Origin of the sequence: uncultured Winogradskyella sp., assembly GCF_963975125.1 — a bacterium.
Lineage (GTDB): Bacteria > Bacteroidota > Bacteroidia > Flavobacteriales > Flavobacteriaceae > Winogradskyella.
Genome location: NZ_CAXBGB010000042.1, coordinates 1 through 15,841, shown reverse-complemented (window position 1 = coordinate 15,841; position 15,841 = coordinate 1). Strand labels below are relative to the sequence as shown.

18 protein-coding genes and 1 pseudogene are annotated in these 15,841 nt (G+C 32.3%); 10 read left to right on the top strand and 9 right to left on the bottom strand.

What is annotated here, in order from left to right:
- Positions 1-3: 3 nt before the first annotated feature.
- Positions 4-1,104, top strand: a complete 1,101-nt coding sequence (locus AAC053_RS07860) for a hypothetical protein (protein WP_339755022.1) — start codon at positions 4-6, stop codon at positions 1,102-1,104.
- A 748-nt stretch (positions 1,105-1,852) separates the two neighbouring features.
- Entirely contained in the window at positions 1,853-3,817 is a 1,965-nt protein-coding gene (gene dnaG, locus AAC053_RS07855; RefSeq protein WP_339755019.1) for a DNA primase, read from the top strand.
- Here the strand turns inward: dnaG and AAC053_RS07850 are convergent.
- Positions 3,814-4,443: a response regulator transcription factor gene (locus AAC053_RS07850; RefSeq protein ID WP_339755017.1), complete on the bottom strand. Its 630-nt coding sequence runs from the start codon at positions 4,441-4,443 to the stop codon at positions 3,814-3,816. The genes dnaG and AAC053_RS07850 overlap by 4 nt on opposite strands.
- 138 nt (positions 4,444-4,581) lie before the next feature.
- Positions 4,582-5,370 carry an NAD(+) synthase gene (nadE, locus tag AAC053_RS07845; RefSeq protein WP_339755014.1) on the bottom strand — a complete coding sequence of 263 codons (789 nt, stop codon included), beginning with the start codon at positions 5,368-5,370 and terminating at the stop codon, positions 4,582-4,584.
- An 84-nt stretch (positions 5,371-5,454) separates the two neighbouring features.
- On the opposite strand from nadE, the gene gldB reads away from it, so the two are divergent.
- Together gldB and gldC are read left to right on the top strand one after the other, a co-directional pair.
- Positions 5,455-6,423, top strand: a complete 969-nt coding sequence (gldB, locus tag AAC053_RS07840; protein WP_339755013.1) for a gliding motility lipoprotein GldB — start codon at positions 5,455-5,457, stop codon at positions 6,421-6,423.
- Positions 6,423-6,758: a gliding motility protein GldC gene (gene gldC / locus AAC053_RS07835; protein WP_339755011.1), complete on the top strand. Its 336-nt coding sequence runs from the start codon at positions 6,423-6,425 to the stop codon at positions 6,756-6,758. Before gldB ends, gldC begins: the two co-directional genes overlap by 1 nt.
- A gap of 13 nt (positions 6,759-6,771) precedes the next feature.
- Here gldC and AAC053_RS07830 read toward each other — a convergent pair whose 3' ends face one another.
- The 6 genes and pseudogenes from AAC053_RS07830 to AAC053_RS07805 all read right to left on the bottom strand — a co-directional run bounded on the left by AAC053_RS07830 (position 6,772) and on the right by AAC053_RS07805 (position 11,293).
- Positions 6,772-7,506 (bottom strand): hypothetical protein, encoded by a 735-nt coding sequence (locus AAC053_RS07830; RefSeq protein ID WP_339755010.1) that lies wholly within the window; start codon positions 7,504-7,506, stop codon positions 6,772-6,774.
- Positions 7,507-7,801: 295 nt separating this feature from the next.
- Positions 7,802-8,006: pseudogene (locus AAC053_RS07825) on the bottom strand (DUF2200 family protein).
- Between the two features lie 42 nt (positions 8,007-8,048).
- A complete protein-coding gene (locus AAC053_RS07820) occupies positions 8,049-8,573 on the bottom strand; it encodes a GNAT family protein (protein ID WP_339755006.1) in 525 nt (174 codons plus the stop codon).
- Positions 8,574-8,604: 31 nt separating this feature from the next.
- Positions 8,605-10,329, bottom strand: coding sequence for an amidohydrolase (locus AAC053_RS07815; protein WP_339755004.1), 1,725 nt, complete (start codon positions 10,327-10,329; stop codon positions 8,605-8,607).
- A 182-nt stretch (positions 10,330-10,511) separates the two neighbouring features.
- Positions 10,512-10,949, bottom strand: a complete 438-nt coding sequence (locus AAC053_RS07810; RefSeq protein ID WP_339755001.1) for an SRPBCC family protein — start codon at positions 10,947-10,949, stop codon at positions 10,512-10,514.
- The gene (locus AAC053_RS07805) at positions 10,946-11,293 is read right to left on the bottom strand and encodes a TfoX/Sxy family protein (protein WP_339754998.1); all 348 of its coding nucleotides are present in this window, start codon (positions 11,291-11,293) and stop codon (positions 10,946-10,948) included. The genes AAC053_RS07810 and AAC053_RS07805 overlap by 4 nt, the downstream gene beginning before the upstream one ends.
- A gap of 54 nt (positions 11,294-11,347) precedes the next feature.
- On the opposite strand from AAC053_RS07805, the gene AAC053_RS07800 reads away from it, so the two are divergent.
- Positions 11,348-11,962 carry a DUF4230 domain-containing protein gene (locus AAC053_RS07800; RefSeq protein WP_339754995.1) on the top strand — a complete coding sequence of 205 codons (615 nt, stop codon included), beginning with the start codon at positions 11,348-11,350 and terminating at the stop codon, positions 11,960-11,962.
- On the opposite strand, the gene AAC053_RS07795 is transcribed toward AAC053_RS07800, so the two are convergent.
- A complete protein-coding gene (locus AAC053_RS07795) occupies positions 11,957-12,262 on the bottom strand; it encodes a rhodanese-like domain-containing protein (protein ID WP_339754993.1) in 306 nt (101 codons plus the stop codon). The two genes, AAC053_RS07800 and AAC053_RS07795, sit on opposite strands and share 6 nt — an antisense overlap.
- 88 nt (positions 12,263-12,350) lie before the next feature.
- Between AAC053_RS07795 and AAC053_RS07790 the strand changes: the two genes are divergently transcribed.
- The 5 genes from AAC053_RS07790 to AAC053_RS07770 form a co-directional block, all read left to right on the top strand.
- Positions 12,351-12,920, top strand: coding sequence for a TetR/AcrR family transcriptional regulator (locus AAC053_RS07790; protein ID WP_339754990.1), 570 nt, complete (start codon positions 12,351-12,353; stop codon positions 12,918-12,920).
- A 67-nt stretch (positions 12,921-12,987) separates the two neighbouring features.
- The gene (locus AAC053_RS07785) at positions 12,988-14,061 is read left to right on the top strand and encodes an FAD-binding oxidoreductase (RefSeq protein WP_339754987.1); all 1,074 of its coding nucleotides are present in this window, start codon (positions 12,988-12,990) and stop codon (positions 14,059-14,061) included.
- A gap of 50 nt (positions 14,062-14,111) precedes the next feature.
- A complete protein-coding gene (locus AAC053_RS07780) occupies positions 14,112-14,567 on the top strand; it encodes a hypothetical protein (protein ID WP_339754983.1) in 456 nt (151 codons plus the stop codon).
- Between the two features lie 59 nt (positions 14,568-14,626).
- Positions 14,627-15,589 (top strand): 1,2-phenylacetyl-CoA epoxidase subunit PaaA, encoded by a 963-nt coding sequence (paaA, locus tag AAC053_RS07775; protein ID WP_339754980.1) that lies wholly within the window; start codon positions 14,627-14,629, stop codon positions 15,587-15,589.
- Between the two features lie 8 nt (positions 15,590-15,597).
- On the top strand, positions 15,598-15,841 hold a 244-nt coding region (locus AAC053_RS07770), incomplete at its 3' end, for a GIY-YIG nuclease family protein (RefSeq protein WP_339754977.1).

Here is a 15,841-nt window from a genome sequence, read left to right as displayed (position 1 = left end):
GTTATGAACACAATTACAAGATTAGTAGTTTACTTAGTCTTATCATTAACATTTGCTACAGTACAAGGACAAAATAATGAAATAGACTCTACAAGAAAGGAAAAAATAGATTCTAAAATTATCGGATTAGAAAGTGATAGAGCCAAAATTGAAACGCAAGAAAAAGCGATTCTAAAATTAAAAATTTCTAAAATAAATAAGCGATTAGATAATAAAGAGATTACTGCAGAAGAAGCTGAAAATTTAAAAAAAGAAGCAGCAAAAATAGCAGCGCTTAACATAGAAAATCGTCGCCAAATAATAGATCAGAAAATAGAATTGTTAAGACGTAATGGTTATGATGCTTATCAATATAGAAGAGATGACGAAAATAGAGTAATTATTAGAATTGGTGGCGATGAGAATACAAATGATAGCTTTATTTTTGTGGGTGATAAATCAGACGACAAGCCAAGACGATTTGATAGAAGAACAACTGAAGATATAGTATTTGCAATTGGATTTAACAACGCATTAATCGATGGTCAAAATATTGATGACTCACCATACAAAATAGGAGGCTCTGGTTTTATAGAATTAGGTTACGCCTGGAAAACAAGAATCTTCGATAACACTAACTTTTGGAGATTAAAATATGGATTCTCTTTTCAATGGAACAAATTTGATATAAAAGACAATAATTATCTAGTCAATACTGATGGTGATATTTCACTTCAAGAGTTTCCGTCAGACTTAAACAAGGCAAAATTTAGAACTACAAATTTAGTATTCCCTGTGCATATAGAATTTGGACCCTCTAAAAAAATTGAAAAGAAAAATTACTTTAGATATTCCACTCACAATAAGTTAAAAGTTGGCTTAGGTGGTTACGCTGGTTTAAACATAGGTAGCATGCAAAAATTAAAGTACAAAGAAGATGGTAACAGAATAAAAGACAAACAACGAGGAGGTTTTGAAGTAAGTGAGTTTGTATATGGAGTAAGTGGCTATGTAGCATTAGGTGATATGGCACTATATGTAAAGTACGATCTCAACCCATTGTTTAAAAACCAAACAGTTGATCAAAATAATATTTCAGTCGGAGTCCGTTTTGATATGGACTAAACCAATCAATTTTTGAGTATTAAAAGCCTTGATCTTTATTTAGATTGAGGCTTTTTTTGTTTCGTTTAACGTATTTATGTGAAATATTCAGTTCTAAATTCATTAATTAATTCTCCAATAGATTTAGTTCTTGAAACTAGCTTAATTAATTTAAATTCTTAAAGACGATAAATGATACTAGTTTTAGATACCTTAAAATGTGTTGAGAAATAAGATACTATTCTTTGAAATTTTTTGTGAGTTTGAATTTCATCGTTTAATATAAACTTACTTTTTGGTAAATCGCTTCTTTGCATTGCCTGCCATTCAATCCGATGCAAAGGGTTTTCTAAACTGTTTTTACCTGTAGTAAAATATAATGACCTAATTCGTGTCTAAGGATGAATAATTCTCTTGGAGTGTTAACTATGTTTTTGCTAATTCCAATTTCTTTTTATCAAAATCACAAGTTCTAAGATATTTACTTTGGGTTAAAGTGTTTTATTTTCTAAAATATCTCCTTTTTTGGTGGTATTCATTAAGTTTTGTTGACTTGATCAATGTGTTTCACAACTTTTGTGATAATGAGTCTGTTTTAATAACTTATATCAGGCGCTAAACTTCAAATGAGAAAGTCAAGTTAATTTGGGTTATTAATTTTTAATACAAATTGTTTATCTTAAATTTACACTCAGTTCCCACGAAATTAGGAAACACTTAAAAACTCACTCAAAATAGTAATAAGATTCCTGCCTTCGCAGGAAGTTGTATGATATCACAAAACACCATAGCACAAGTATTTGAAACCGCTCGCGTAGAAGAGGTGATTGGTGATTTTGTACAACTAAAAAAATCGGGTAGTAGTTTTAAAGGACTGAGCCCATTTAGCGACGAGCGTTCTCCTAGTTTTATGGTATCTCCTGTGAAACAAATTTGGAAAGATTTCTCTAGCGGTAAAGGAGGTAATGCAGTTACTTTTTTAATGGAGCACGAGCATTTCACCTATCCAGAAGCTATAAAGTATTTAGCTAAAAAGTACAACATTGAGATAGAAGAAACCGAGCGAACGGATGAGGAGAAATTGCAAGCAGATGCAAGAGAAAGTTTATACTTGGTTAGTGAATATGCAAATACTTATTTTCAAAAAATATTACATAACACAGACCAAGGAAAAGCAATTGGCTTAAGCTATTTTAAAGAACGTGGTTTTACAGAAGAGACAATTAAAAAGTTTCAGTTAGGCTATTCTTTAGATGAGTGGCAAGCCTTCTCAGATGATGCTTTAGGAAAAGGTTATAATATAGATTTTTTATCAGCTACAGGTCTTACTATTGTAAAAGGAGAAAAACGCTTCGATAGATTTAAAGGCAGAGTAATGTTTCCTATTCATAGTATGAGTGGTCGTATCCTTGGCTATGGAGGACGTATTTTAACTAATGAAAAGAAAGCGGCTAAATATCTTAATTCGCCAGAAAGTGAAATCTATCATAAGAGCAAAGTGCTTTATGGTTTGTATTATGCGAAGCAAAGTATAGCTAAAGAAGATAATTGTTATTTGGTAGAAGGTTACACAGATGTAATTCAGTTTCATCAAACCGGAATTAAAAATGTGGTATCCTCTTCTGGTACGGCTTTAACACCAGACCAAATCCGCTTAATAAATCGACTTACTAATAATATTACTGTACTTTTTGATGGTGATGATGCAGGTATTAGAGCATCGATTCGTGGTATAGATTTAATCTTGGAGCAAGGTATGAATGTGAAGGTTTGCACCTTTCCAGATGGCGAAGATCCAGATAGTTTTGCAAAATCAAATACTATAGAAGAACTTACAGAATACCTCAATGAAAATGCTAAGGATTTCATTCAGTTTAAAGCTTACTTGTTAGTTAAGGAAGCTAATAACGATCCTATTAAAAAAGCTGAAACCATTAGAGAAATTGTAAATAGTATTGCTAAAATTCCTGATCAGATAAAACGCGAAATTTATATTCAAGAGTGTGCTCGTATTATGGATATAAGTGAAAATGTATTATTTAGTACGTTAGCACAAATTAGTAAAAAGGACTTTCAGGAATCAAATAAGAAACACAAACAAGAGCAAAAAGTTTTTGAAGTCGTTAAAAATGTTGAACAACCCAAACAAAAAATCAATGTTCAGTATGAGTTAGAACGAAAAATCATAGAAATCTTAATGCTTTATGGAGATAGAACGGAGCAATTTGAAGATTTAATATTAAAAGAAGATGAGGTTTCTGGTGATTTAATTTTAGAACCTATGAAGCAAGAAGCCCGTGTATTTGAAAAAATTTATTTAGACCTGCAGGAAGATGAGATGCAGTTTACAAATGACCAGTTTAAAACACTATACTATTCAATTATTGATAAGCTTAATCAAGACGAAAATTTTTCAACTAAAAATTTCGTTAATCAATTAGATCAGGAAGCTGCCAATATGGTTACAAGTATTTTAATGGAAGATGAGAAATACAATCTTCATGATTGGGAACGTAATCAAATTATTCCGAAAGAAAAGGAACACGCAGTATCACAATTGGTAAGCCAAACCATATTAAGTTTAAGGTGCCATTTAATAGACCAAAAAGTAGCAGAATACAAAAAAGAAACCTTAAAAGAAGATTCAGATTCTCGCTCAATCATAGAAGATGTTAAAGACTATGTTGGTCTTAAAATGTTATTATCTCGTAAGCTAGGTAGAGTAATTGGTTAAGCTAAATTATGATGCTTCGCTTGGTGAATTAAATCTACAATATTAGTCACATTCAATTTCTTAAAAAGTCTAGATTTATAAGTGCTAACAGTTTTCTCGTTTATATCTAATTCTTGTGCAATCTCTTTATTCTTTCTGCCAATTGAGAGTAGTTTTAAAACTTCAACTTCTCTTGTAGAAAGCTTTTTGAATAATCTGCTTCTGCTTTTGCGTGTATCTTCATAACGCAGGTGTTTATCCATTTTTTCACTAAGTGATACTTCTCCAGAATGAATTTTTCTTACCGCAGCTTCAATAGTTTCTATACTCGCTGTTTTATTTAAGTATCCAGAAGCACCAGCTTTGAGCGTGCTAATAGCATAAATCTCTTCAGGCTGATGACTAAACATTAAGACATTAACGTTTTTATTTTCTTTCTTAATGGCTCTAAGTGCGGTAATACCGTTAAGTTCTGGTAAGTCAACTTCAGATATAATAACATCTACGTCGTGACGTCTTACAAATTCAAATATTTCAATTCCACTACTTAAACTTCCTACGACTTTAAGATCTGGTTTACTATTTAAGAACAACTCAAGTCCAGTTCTTACAATAGGATGATTGTCAACAATCAGAATTTGTATCATGATAATTGATTTTTGGTTTTGGTTAGGGTTATTTTTACTTTAACAAAATGCTAAGTTAAGTTTAAAAGTAGAGGTTTGTTAAACAAAAATAATCAAAAATTAGGCAGATTAACTAATTTATTCGATAAAACGCAATAATTATTTTAAATTATTAGGAATTTCGCAAATTGGTATAGAAATCATCTTATGTTTGTTTGACCTATTGTAACGCATAAAAATTTCGAAAACTTCGTGCTGTCTGCCTTCAAATTCATCAGCAGTTTTACCTTCATCTAGCATTTGCATTGCCCATTCTAATTCAGAATAAGAGGCTCCGATTTGGTCCTCATCACTACGATTGTCGCCAAATAAGCCATCACTTGGAGCAGCTTTCATAATAGATTTTGGCACTTTAAGATATTCGGCAATTTTATATACTTCAGATTTTAGTAAATCCGCTATCGGACTTAGATCTACACCACCATCACCATATTTAGTATAAAAACCGACACCAAAATCTTCAACTTTGTTTCCGGTGCCTGCAACTAAAAGACCTAGTAAACCTGCGTGATAATATAAAGTGGTCATACGTAAACGAGCTCTAGTATTTGCTAAAGCCATATCTACTACGGCTTGTTTGCCTTCTAAGCTTACCTCGGTTTTAAACTCTTCAAAAACAGGAGTTAAATCAGCACGCGTATCACTCACATTAGAAAAACGCTTCTTTAATTGAGCTATATGCTCTTGTGCTCTTGTAACATGACTAGCTGCTTGGTGAATTGGCATTTCTATACACAAAAGGTCTAAGCCTGTTTTTGCACATAACGTAGAGGTTACGGCAGAATCAATTCCGCCAGAAATACCAATAACAAAACCATTAACTCTTGCATTTGTGGCATAATCTTTTAACCAATCTACGATATGGTTTACAACCTTTTCTGTTTGCATAATATTTAAAATTTAATGTAAAGAAGTGTACCTTTGCACAACAAAAATAACGCAATCGTGTTAGGATTAAAAATGTTTTACCAAATGCCAAAAAGAAATTACATATTTTTAATATTAGGATTGGTTTTTGCGTCTTGTGATAGTGATTCTAAACTCGAAAGTGAGATTGCCAAGATTGAAACTAATTTTATAATAGAGCGTTTTGATACAGCTTCCTTAAAGGCAACACCAAAGGATTTACCACAGCTAAAAGATGCTTATCCTTTTTTGTTTTCTAAATATACACCAGATTCAATTTGGGTGAATAAGCTAAATGATACTTTACAGAATGAAATTTTGCAAGAGGTTAATAAGGCCTTCAAAGATTTTAAAGATATAAAAGAAGAAATGGTAAGTATGTATCAGCATATTAAGTACTATGATAAAGTATTTTCAGTACCTAGAGTGATCACTTTAACCAACAATGTTCAGTACAGAGATAAAATCATTGTTACAGACAGTATAACTTTGATAGCATTAGATAATTATTTGGGAGAAAACCATACGTTTTATGTAAATGGTAATATTCCTTCGTATTTGGCAAAAAACTTTAAAAAGGAGCAAATTGTTGTGGATTTGGCTGAGGGTTATGCGAAGAAATACGCGTTTCAAACAAACAGAAAAAGTTTGTTAGATGAAATGATTTACTTCGGTAAGTTGCTTTACTTCAAAGATATAATGATTCCGTTTAAAACTAATGCTGAAAAAATAGGCTATTCTGAAGTGCAAATTAAATGGGCTGAAGCCAATGAAAGTCCAATTTGGAGTTATTTTATAGAGAAAGAATTATTATACAGTTCAGACAATAAATTACCAAATCGTTTCATTGCAGATGCACCTTTTTCTAAGTTTTATCTCGAATTTGATAACGAATCACCAGGGCGTTTAGGACAGTATATTGGTTGGCAGATTGTAAAAGCGTATGCCGAAAATACAGGTAAAGATGTTATGACAATTATGCAGACGGAGCCTGAAGAAATTTTTATAAAATCAAAATTTAAACCCAAAAAGTAATGTCTAAGATTATAAAATCTAAAATAGAATTAAACGTAGAACTCGATGAAAATCGTGTACCAGAGAAACTCAATTGGTCTGCGCAAGATGGAGGTGTTGATAATGAAGAGGCTAAAGCTTTTATGTTATCTGTTTGGGATAACAAAGCGCAAGAAACACTAAAGATTGATTTATGGACAAAGGATATGCCAGTAGATGAGATGAAACTCTTTTTTCACCAAACTCTAGTAACTATGAGTGATACCTTTTTACGTGCTACCCAAGACGAAAAAATGACCGCAACCATGAAAGATTTTTGCGATTATTTTGCTGAGAAATTAGAGTTGAAGAAATAATAAATTATAAGTTTTAATCTTCTGTCTGTGATTGAAAGAAAGGAACGGTATTAAAACAATCTACTTCTTTGGCATTTGCATAATCTGGGTTTTGTCTTTTGTACCTCATAAACTTTGATGTGTCATAGACTTCCCAAATAGTTAATTCATTATATTTTCCTGATTTAGTTTTAAGGTCAATTTTGTTTTGTCGAATCATTTTAGTAACCGATTTTCGATCTCCTATTTTCATAATCTTACTAGAGCTATGACCCTTATTAATTTTATATACAATCCAATAAAACCTTACAGATTTAATAAGTTGTTTATTAAGTTTTCCTTCAGAATTAGAAATAGATAAAGTAGTACCACTGGCTTCGTTTTGCGATGCTAGAGCATTTTTATTTTGTGCATACTCTTTCTCAGTACTTACTTCGGGTAGTTTCTCAAACGATTCATTACGTAACAAAGTGATGATAATAAGTTTGTCATCTACTTTAACTTCCGTTACAAATCGACCAATTGGTATATTGTTTAAGGGTATTTTGGCGTTATGGTTTTCTACTATGAAGGTTTTTTCAAAGTTGTTATTGAAAATTTCAACTTTATTTATAATGCGTTTGCCTTCAAGAATGAGGCTGTCACCAGATTTATTTAAGCCATGTTTTAATTCGTTAGCTCTAACGTTAATATTTTGTAGTAAGATGGATTTTTGACCAGATACTAACATACCTAATAGCATGCAAGCGATTGCGAGTGATTTTTTCATTATAAGTAGGTTTTTGTTTTGGGAAACAATGCAAACACTAAATGGCGTGTTTACAAGTGTAAATGTATAAGTAAATGGATTGGTAAGTATAAAACTAGGCTGTGTTGCACTTTTTTAAGCTAAGATGCTCTAACTTTCGATGTATTGCAAAAAAATAGTGTGTAAAACAAGCCATCAAAATCTTGTTAAAAACAAGTTGTAGTTTATGAAAAAAGCGCTCTTTAGATATTGAAATGATTTATATTTTTTCACTGTAGATGGTTTTCTAATTCTTTGAGTGTATCTTTCTGTTGTTCTATTTATCTCGTGATATTTTTACCATCTTTCGGCCTTTTGCTAATTCATCTATTAGTTTGTCTAAATATCTTGTCTGTTGCGCTAAAGGATTTTCAATGTCTTCTACACGATAGCCACTCAATCACTTGATGCAATTCTTCTATTGTTCTACCTTTCTTCTCAACTTTTGTGATATAATGAAGATAAACCGAAGAAAATTTCATATTTGCAACTCGCTCATTATGTTTAGGTGTTGTTTTCGTAGCTTATGTTTTATATTGATTTTTAAATAGCATCATCATTTTATGATCATAATAGGCATCATTCACTTTCATAAAATTCTTTTGAATTCCATATTCAGTAAAACCTATTTTCTTGTATAGCTTTTCTGCATTTGTATTGCTTGTGATAACATCAATTTCTATTTGCTCTATGTCATTTATTTTAAAGGCTTCATCTATAGTCGATTTTATGAGATTAAAACCAATTTGCTGTCCTTGATAATCTGGATTCACATACGCCTGAATTATTCTGCCTTTGTGTTCTATTTTAGTTCTATCATAACGATTAAAACCAGAAATACCAACTAAAGTATTTTTAAGAAATGCTCCAATAACAAAATTGTTTGGGTTGGATTGTTCTATATTAGTTTGAAAAAACAGCTTCTCCTTTGCTTGCTCATCAAGATAATTAGAAGTGAAATGCATCGGATAATTTTTCAAGCATTGCAAACGTAATTCTCGATAAGAATTTGATTCGTCGGGTTGCAATTTTCGAATTTTAATATCCATTATAATTACTGGTAAAACTTAACAGATTATATTATTTCATCGTATAGACTACCTTACCATCAAAAATGGTCATAACCACCTTAGTGCTAAGAACCTTATCTTCATCAACGGTCATTAAATCTTGATCGTAAATCGTAAAGTCAGCCAACTTCCCAATAGTTATTGAGCCTTTAATATCCTCTTCAAAAGCACCATAAGCCGCATCTAAAGTGTAAGATTTTAAGGCTTGTGCTCTGGTCATTTTTTGTTCTGGTTCATAGCCTCCTTCAGGTAAGCCTTTTAATGTTTTTCTACTCACACTAGCATAGAAACTTGCTATCGGATTTAAGGGTTCAACAGGTACGTCAGTGCCATTAACAATAGGAACTCCACTTTGCAATAAAGCTTGCCACATATAAGCACCTTCTTTAATGCGCTTTTTACCTAAGCGATCAATGGCCCAAGGTCTGTCTGAAGACATATGTATGGCTTGCATCGCAGGAATTACCTGTAATTCTGAAAAACGAGGAATATCGTCTGGGTGTAAATGTTGTGCGTGTTCTATTCTAAAGCGATGGTCTAATGCTAATTTAGGTAATTCTTTAAAGGCCATTTCGTAGCGGTCTAGAATTTCTCTATTGGCACGATCACCAATAGCATGAGCACAAACTTGAAATCCATGTTGAAGTCCATTTAATGCTGTTTTTTTTACAAAATCCATAGGAAGCGTTTCATGTCCAAAATGATCTGGTCTATCTGAATAAGGTTCTAAAAGCCATGCTCCTCGAGATCCTAATGCGCCATCGCAATTTAATTTTACTGAGCGAATAGTTAAAAGATAATTAGGATCAACCATAGGACCTTTTTCAAACCATTCATTAAGTAAGTCTTCATCCCATCCTGTAAGCATTGCATAGATACGTGTGTTCATTTTACCTTCCAACTTCATTTTTTCATAAAATGCAATCCTTTTTCTACCAATACCTGCATCATGAAAACTTGTAATACCATTTTCCTGACAGGCTTCAACAGCAAGCTCAAAGGCTTGTATATCTGTTTCGGGTGTTCTTTCAGGAATATGTTGCCGAATTAAACCTTGAGCACGTTCATTGAAAACGCCTGTTGGTCTACCAAGTGCATCCACAAGGACTTCGCCACCTTCTAATTCATACTTTTTAATTCCGTCCTTAGCTATTCTATTTAAACCTGCTATTTCCATCGCTTTAGCATTGGCAAAACCTGCATGACCACTAGCATGCCCTAGATAGACAGGATTATCTGGTGATATTTCACTCAATAAATGATGTGTTTGAAAACCATGAACCGTCTCTGCTGGCATGCTATCCCATTTACTTTGGTGCCAACCTCTTCCTGTAATCCATTCACCAGGCTTTGTCGTTTTAACACGTTCTGCAACGGCATCTACAATAGCTTGGTAACTTGTTGTATTCATTAAATCAAGGGTTAATTTGTTATATCCTAATCCCATAAAGTGACCATGACCTTCAATTAAACCAGGTGTCATTGTTTTGCCTTTTAAATCGATGAGTTCTGTTTGTTCGTTTTTATATGCTTCGGCTTCAGCGAGCGTTCCTGCAAATAGAATACTATTATCTTTAGTAGCTACTGCTTCAACAGTCGTTGCAGTAGAATCTACAGTATAAATAGTGCCACCATAAATGAGCATTGTTGCAAATTCCTTTTTAGGATTAGAGCACGAGAGCAAAAAAATAAGAGCTAAAGTTGTACTCAATAAAATAGAATATAATGATTTCATAAAGGTTGGTTTTTAGATTTTTAATTTACGATAATTAATGAAATTTTAAGAAGTTTATTTTGTAACAAATAAAACTAGCTTTGCTTTAATGGTACTAATGAACATAATCTTATTTACAGAAGTTAATATACTTTAATACTATTATTAATGAATGAGAGATACAGTTATTGAAATGTGTTTTATTACTTTTCTGCAAAGGTTTTAAACTGTCTCAACCATTTTTCAGCAGGTTTTTTATACATACTCGGAAACAGAATGGCCATAAGTCTTGGAATTACCCAATTAATGCGAGTGTACTCGTATTCGTATTCGTATCGTGTTTCATTGTCGCTAAGTGCTATAAAATTACATTTCATGGTATTATCCATGTGGATGTGGTAATAACGGGCTTCAAATAAATGTGGCAATTCGTTTTTTGTAATGGTTTCGGTTAACTCCATTTCGCTTTTACCGTGTTTATAATACATTTTAGAAATAGCTCCGGTTTTTCCTCTTTCTCCACTAACATGAACTTTTCTAATAAACCCATCTTGGTATTCCTTTAAATTATTTGGATCTGCAAAGAGTTCTGCAACTTTGTCTAAAGATTGATTAATATCTATGTGTCCTTTATGTTTCATTTGGTGAGGATTTTATTAAAATCAACAGCTTTATCAATCCAGTACTCAAGGTCAATATCCATATCAAAACCTTGTGGAGTTACAAAAATGTAGCCTTTCATTGGTCGTCCTGTAAAGTCCATGGGTAAGCACTCTTCTTTTTCGATCTCTTGTTTGTAAGCATTAACTCCAATCTTAGTCATTAGCAAGCTATCGCCAAATTTTTTATCGATATGTATGCCGCAACACATTTTATCGTTTACCATAAAAACTAAACCTCCCATCATTTTCTTATCGTAAAATGGAACGTTCTTAGATTGCATAATTTGGCGGATTCTATCTCCAAGGTGTTCATCGTAAGCCATGCTTAAAGATATTAATTTTCTATATATTCAAGGGTATTTTTATTAAATTAGCCTATGCGAAAAATACTATTCGGTGTCGTTATTACATTAATTGTCTTATTCACCTTTAAGTATTGTGGTGACAAAAAGGATGATAAAATTGTGCTTAAGGAAAACACAGCTTTAATCCAAGAGCAGATTAAAAATGTAGGTAAACTGATCGTTACCGAAGGTCATTTTAGCGAAGTATTCACTTATAAAAACTCTAAAGCAATTTTTGGTGATTTGTTAGAAGCGAAAAAGCGAGCTATAGTTATTGTAAATGCAAATGTTACCATTGGTTACGATTTAAGTAAAATTGAATATAAAATTGATGAGGTAAACAAAACATTACAGATTATAACTATCCCAAAAGAAGAAATAAAAATTAGCCCTGATTTTGAATATTATGATATTCAATCAGACTTTCTAAATCAATTTGAAGCAAAAGATTACAACGAAATTAAAGATATCGTAAATACATCACTCATAAAAAAAATTGAAGATTCAGATTTAAAATCAAATGCGCAGAATCGATTAATAAGCGAACTTTCAAAATTCTATATACTTACAAATACTTTGGGTTGGAAGTTAGAATATTATCAAAAACCAGTAGAATCTTTAGAAGTTTTACAATCACTGAAGTTATAGTTTACTTTTTAAATTTACCCAACCACCACCATTAATGGTGTCAATATTTTTAAGATTTAAAAACTTGGTTGCTTTTGCAGATCGTATTCCACTTGCGCAACAAGCTACAATTGGTTTGTTTATTTTTTTAACTTCATCAACACGATTATTCAATTCATTCAAAGGAATATGAACCGAGTTATCAATGTGACCACTATCCCATTCGCGTTGCGTTCTAACATCTAAAATAATAGCGCCATTATTAACATAATCTTTAATCTGGCGTTTTTTTGCGCCAAAAATAAAGTCTAAAAATCCCATAGTTTCTTTTTGTTTAAATTTACAAATTATCAATCGAATTCAAAGCATTAAGGCATAAGTTCTCTTTCTTGAAGAAAAGTCTAGTAGGATGAAACAAGAAACACGTAAAGAAGAAATCGTTAGAGTTGCAGCTAAGCTATTTAAAGAAAAAGGCTATAGTGCTGTTACAATGAGGGATTTGGCTAGAGAAATGGGGATTAAAGCTGCTAGTCTTTATAATCATATCAATTCTAAGCAAGATATTTTAGATGGAATTATTATTTCTTTGGCAGAAGAATTTACCAAAGGCATGGGATTAATTCGTTCTAGGGATTCTTCATGTATCGAAAAGCTTAAGAAAATTATTGAACTTCACGTTAAAATTTCTAGCCAAAATATATATGGTATGGCATCCTTAAATAATGATTGGATGCATCTAGAAGTACAACTAGACTACTATCAAAAATTACGCATCGCGTATGAAAATGATTTTAAGTCGATTCTTAAAGAAGGCATAGAATCTAATGAAATAGTAGATGCAAAACCAGATGTAATGATGTTTTCAATATTAACTACACTAAGATCACTTTACATTTGGATACCAAAGAAGGAAGATCTAAACTTACAAGAATTATCAAATACTTTATATCAAATCCTCATCAAAGGAATTAACAAATAGTTTAGATTATATTTTATAACTTTGTCAAACAGACTAACAAACGTTAGTTAACTAGTTAAGAATAGGTATGGCTAAATTTCATAATATAAAAGTTGCAGATATTTATAAGGAGACAGAAGACACTTCAGTAGTTGCTTTTGAAATTCCTTCAGAATTGCACGAAGCATTCAAGTTTAGACAAGGGCAACATTTAACTTTAAAAGCAGATATCAAAGGTGAAGATGTACGTCGCTCATATTCGTTATGTTCTAGTCCTATAGAAAATCAATGGAAAGTTGCTGTAAAGCAAATTCCAGGAGGAAAATTTTCGACTTATATAAATGAAAGTTTAAAGACTGGAGATGAATTAGAAGTTATGGCGCCAAGCGGAACATTTGGTGTTGAGGTAAAACCTGAAGAGTCAAAAAACTATTTATTTTTTGCTGCAGGAAGTGGTATTACGCCAGTACTTTCTATGATAAAAACACATCTTAAAGCGGAACCAAATTCTACTTGCAAGCTATTCTATGTTAATAAAACAGCAAAATCAATTATCTTTAAAGAAGAGCTAGAACAGCTTAGAAATAAATACTTTGGAAGGTTAGAAATTTATTATTTCTTAACTAAAGAGCGTAGAGATATAGAGTTGTTTAATGGACGATTTGATGACGAAAAAATGAAAGTTCTAACAAAAACATTTATCGATATCCCAGATACAAGTGAAGTGTTTCTTTGCGGACCGGAAAAAATGGTAAACTATGTAAGTGAATATTTAGTTAATGCAGGCTTACCAAAAGAGCTTATTCATTTCGAGCTATTCGTAACAGGACTATCTGAAGAAGATATCAAACGAGCAGAGCGATTAGCTCAGCAAAATGTAGAAGGTGTTGAGGTTACTATAGTGGATGGTGGAAAAGAATTCTTGTTTACCATGACAAAGGAATACGATAATATATTAGATGCCGCTTTAGGAGCTGGCGCAGATTTACCGTTTGCCTGTAAAGGAGGTGTTTGCAGCACTTGTAAATGTAAAGTTGTTGAAGGTGCTGTAGAAATGAAAATTAACTACGCTTTAGACGATAAAGAGGTATCACAAAACTTGGTATTGAGCTGTCAATCAGTGCCAACTGCCGAAAAGGTTGTTGTCGATTTTGATGTATGAAATTACCCTACAAGGTTTCATGAATCTTGTAGTTATATGTAAAAAAAATCATGAAAACTAGTAAACTTATTTTATATACTTTTTTATTTCTTTTTATCCAGTCATGTGCTATTAAAAAAAATGTAACACATACTAAAATTTTCACTTACATTAAACTGAACAAAGAATACGGTCAAATTAGATTAGGTGATAATTTTGAGAAGCATATCAATAAAATTAGCATTATTAGACCTAGTGTAATCTTTTTAAAAGAAGAAGTTTTTGGCGGTTCAGAAACTATACAACTAATTTTTGATGATAATAATAAAATAAAAGAAATGATTTTTGTTTACAATAAAACTCAGCTTTTGCAAAATAAAGTTCAGAGTTATATTACAGATTTAGGTAATCCAATAATAAAAAATGGTAAAGCAATTTGGAATGATGGAATAACTCAATTTGAAATTTCTAAAATTAAATTTCACAATGAGATGAGATTAAAATCAAGCCTGAGAAGGCTTGATTAATTTAATATTGTTATTCTGGATATAAACGCCTAATAATTAGAATTATATACCTAAAAATAATGAGTGAAGAACAAATAAAAAATTTAGAGGATCAGTTTGAAGCACGTATTGCACGTGATGAAAAAATTGAACCTAAAGATTGGATGCCAGAAAAGTACCGTAAAACGCATATTAGGCAAATGTCTCAGCATGCACATTCGGAAGTTGTAGGTATGCTTCCAGAAGGTAACTGGATTACTAGAGCGCCTTCGTTAAGACGCAAGGTTGCTCTATTAGCAAAAATACAAGATGAAGCAGGACATGGATTATACTTATACAGTGCCTGTGAAACTTTAGGTGTATCAAGAAACGAGTTGTACGATCAACTACATTCTGGAAAAGCGAAATACTCAAGTATTTTCAACTACCCAACTATTACTTGGGCAGATATGGGAGCAATTGGTTGGTTAGTAGATGGTGCCGCCATTATTAATCAGGTGCCATTATGTAACACATCTTACGGGCCTTATGCAAGAGCAATGGTTCGTGTGTGTAAAGAAGAAAGTTTTCACCAACGTCAAGGATATGAAATCATGATGAAATTGGCCCACGGAACTCTCGAGCAAAAAGATTTGGCTCAAGATGCTTTAAACCGCTGGTGGTGGCCTAGTTTAATGATGTTAGGACCTACAGATGCAGAATCTATTCATACTGAACAATCTATGAAATGGAAATTGAAACGTAAATCTAATGACGACTTGCGTCAACAATTTATTGATCAAACTGTTCCACAGGCAGAACTCATCGGCTTAACAATTCCAGATCCAGATTTAAAATGGAATGAAGAACGTGGTAGCTACGATTTTGGCGAAATCGATTGGGATGAGTTTTGGCAAGTTGTTAAAGGTCATGGACCTTGTAATAAGGAGCGAATGAAAGCTCGAGTTGGTGCATGGGAAGAAGGCGAATGGGTTCGTGATGCTGCCATGGCACATGCTGAAAAGAAAAGGAACCGAGCCTCTTTGAAAAAAGAGGCCTCTTAATCGATTGGATGAAACTTTGGTATGTCTATATAATGACAAATAAGCCTAACGGTGTTATTTATATTGGTGTTACTGATTATATTGAAGAAAGAGTAAAAGAACATAAATTAAAAATTCGGACAAGATCTTTTCCCGCAAAATACAATTGTGATAAACTGGTTTATTTTGAAGAGTTTGAAAATGATAGTGAAGCCGAGAAAAGAGAAAGACAATTCAAGAAATGGAAAAGAGATTGGAAAATCGAATTAATTG

What these genes read in the sequence shown, in the direction of transcription:
- AAC053_RS07860 (WP_339755022.1), top strand. Translation starts at nt 4, where the DNA reads ATGAACACAATTACAAGATTAGTAGTTTACTTAGTCTTATCATTAACA.
- AAC053_RS07805 (WP_339754998.1), bottom strand. Translation starts at nt 11,293, where the DNA reads ATGGCTTACGATGAACACCTTGGAGATAGAATCCGCCAAATTATGCAA.
- paaA (WP_339754980.1), top strand. Translation starts at nt 14,627, where the DNA reads ATGAGTGAAGAACAAATAAAAAATTTAGAGGATCAGTTTGAAGCACGT.
- AAC053_RS07820 (WP_339755006.1), bottom strand. Translation starts at nt 8,573, where the DNA reads ATGGATATTAAAATTCGAAAATTGCAACCCGACGAATCAAATTCTTAT.
- nadE (WP_339755014.1), bottom strand. Translation starts at nt 5,370, where the DNA reads ATGCAAACAGAAAAGGTTGTAAACCATATCGTAGATTGGTTAAAAGAT.
- AAC053_RS07810 (WP_339755001.1), bottom strand. Translation starts at nt 10,949, where the DNA reads ATGAAACATAAAGGACACATAGATATTAATCAATCTTTAGACAAAGTT.
- AAC053_RS07795 (WP_339754993.1), bottom strand. Translation starts at nt 12,262, where the DNA reads ATGGGATTTTTAGACTTTATTTTTGGCGCAAAAAAACGCCAGATTAAA.
- AAC053_RS07790 (WP_339754990.1), top strand. Translation starts at nt 12,351, where the DNA reads ATGAAACAAGAAACACGTAAAGAAGAAATCGTTAGAGTTGCAGCTAAG.
- AAC053_RS07780 (WP_339754983.1), top strand. Translation starts at nt 14,112, where the DNA reads ATGAAAACTAGTAAACTTATTTTATATACTTTTTTATTTCTTTTTATC.
- AAC053_RS07800 (WP_339754995.1), top strand. Translation starts at nt 11,348, where the DNA reads ATGCGAAAAATACTATTCGGTGTCGTTATTACATTAATTGTCTTATTC.
- gldC (WP_339755011.1), top strand. Translation starts at nt 6,423, where the DNA reads ATGTCTAAGATTATAAAATCTAAAATAGAATTAAACGTAGAACTCGAT.
- AAC053_RS07830 (WP_339755010.1), bottom strand. Translation starts at nt 7,506, where the DNA reads ATGAAAAAATCACTCGCAATCGCTTGCATGCTATTAGGTATGTTAGTA.
- AAC053_RS07785 (WP_339754987.1), top strand. Translation starts at nt 12,988, where the DNA reads ATGGCTAAATTTCATAATATAAAAGTTGCAGATATTTATAAGGAGACA.
- gldB (WP_339755013.1), top strand. Translation starts at nt 5,455, where the DNA reads ATGCCAAAAAGAAATTACATATTTTTAATATTAGGATTGGTTTTTGCG.
- dnaG (WP_339755019.1), top strand. Translation starts at nt 1,853, where the DNA reads ATGATATCACAAAACACCATAGCACAAGTATTTGAAACCGCTCGCGTA.
- AAC053_RS07850 (WP_339755017.1), bottom strand. Translation starts at nt 4,443, where the DNA reads ATGATACAAATTCTGATTGTTGACAATCATCCTATTGTAAGAACTGGA.
- AAC053_RS07815 (WP_339755004.1), bottom strand. Translation starts at nt 10,329, where the DNA reads ATGAAATCATTATATTCTATTTTATTGAGTACAACTTTAGCTCTTATT.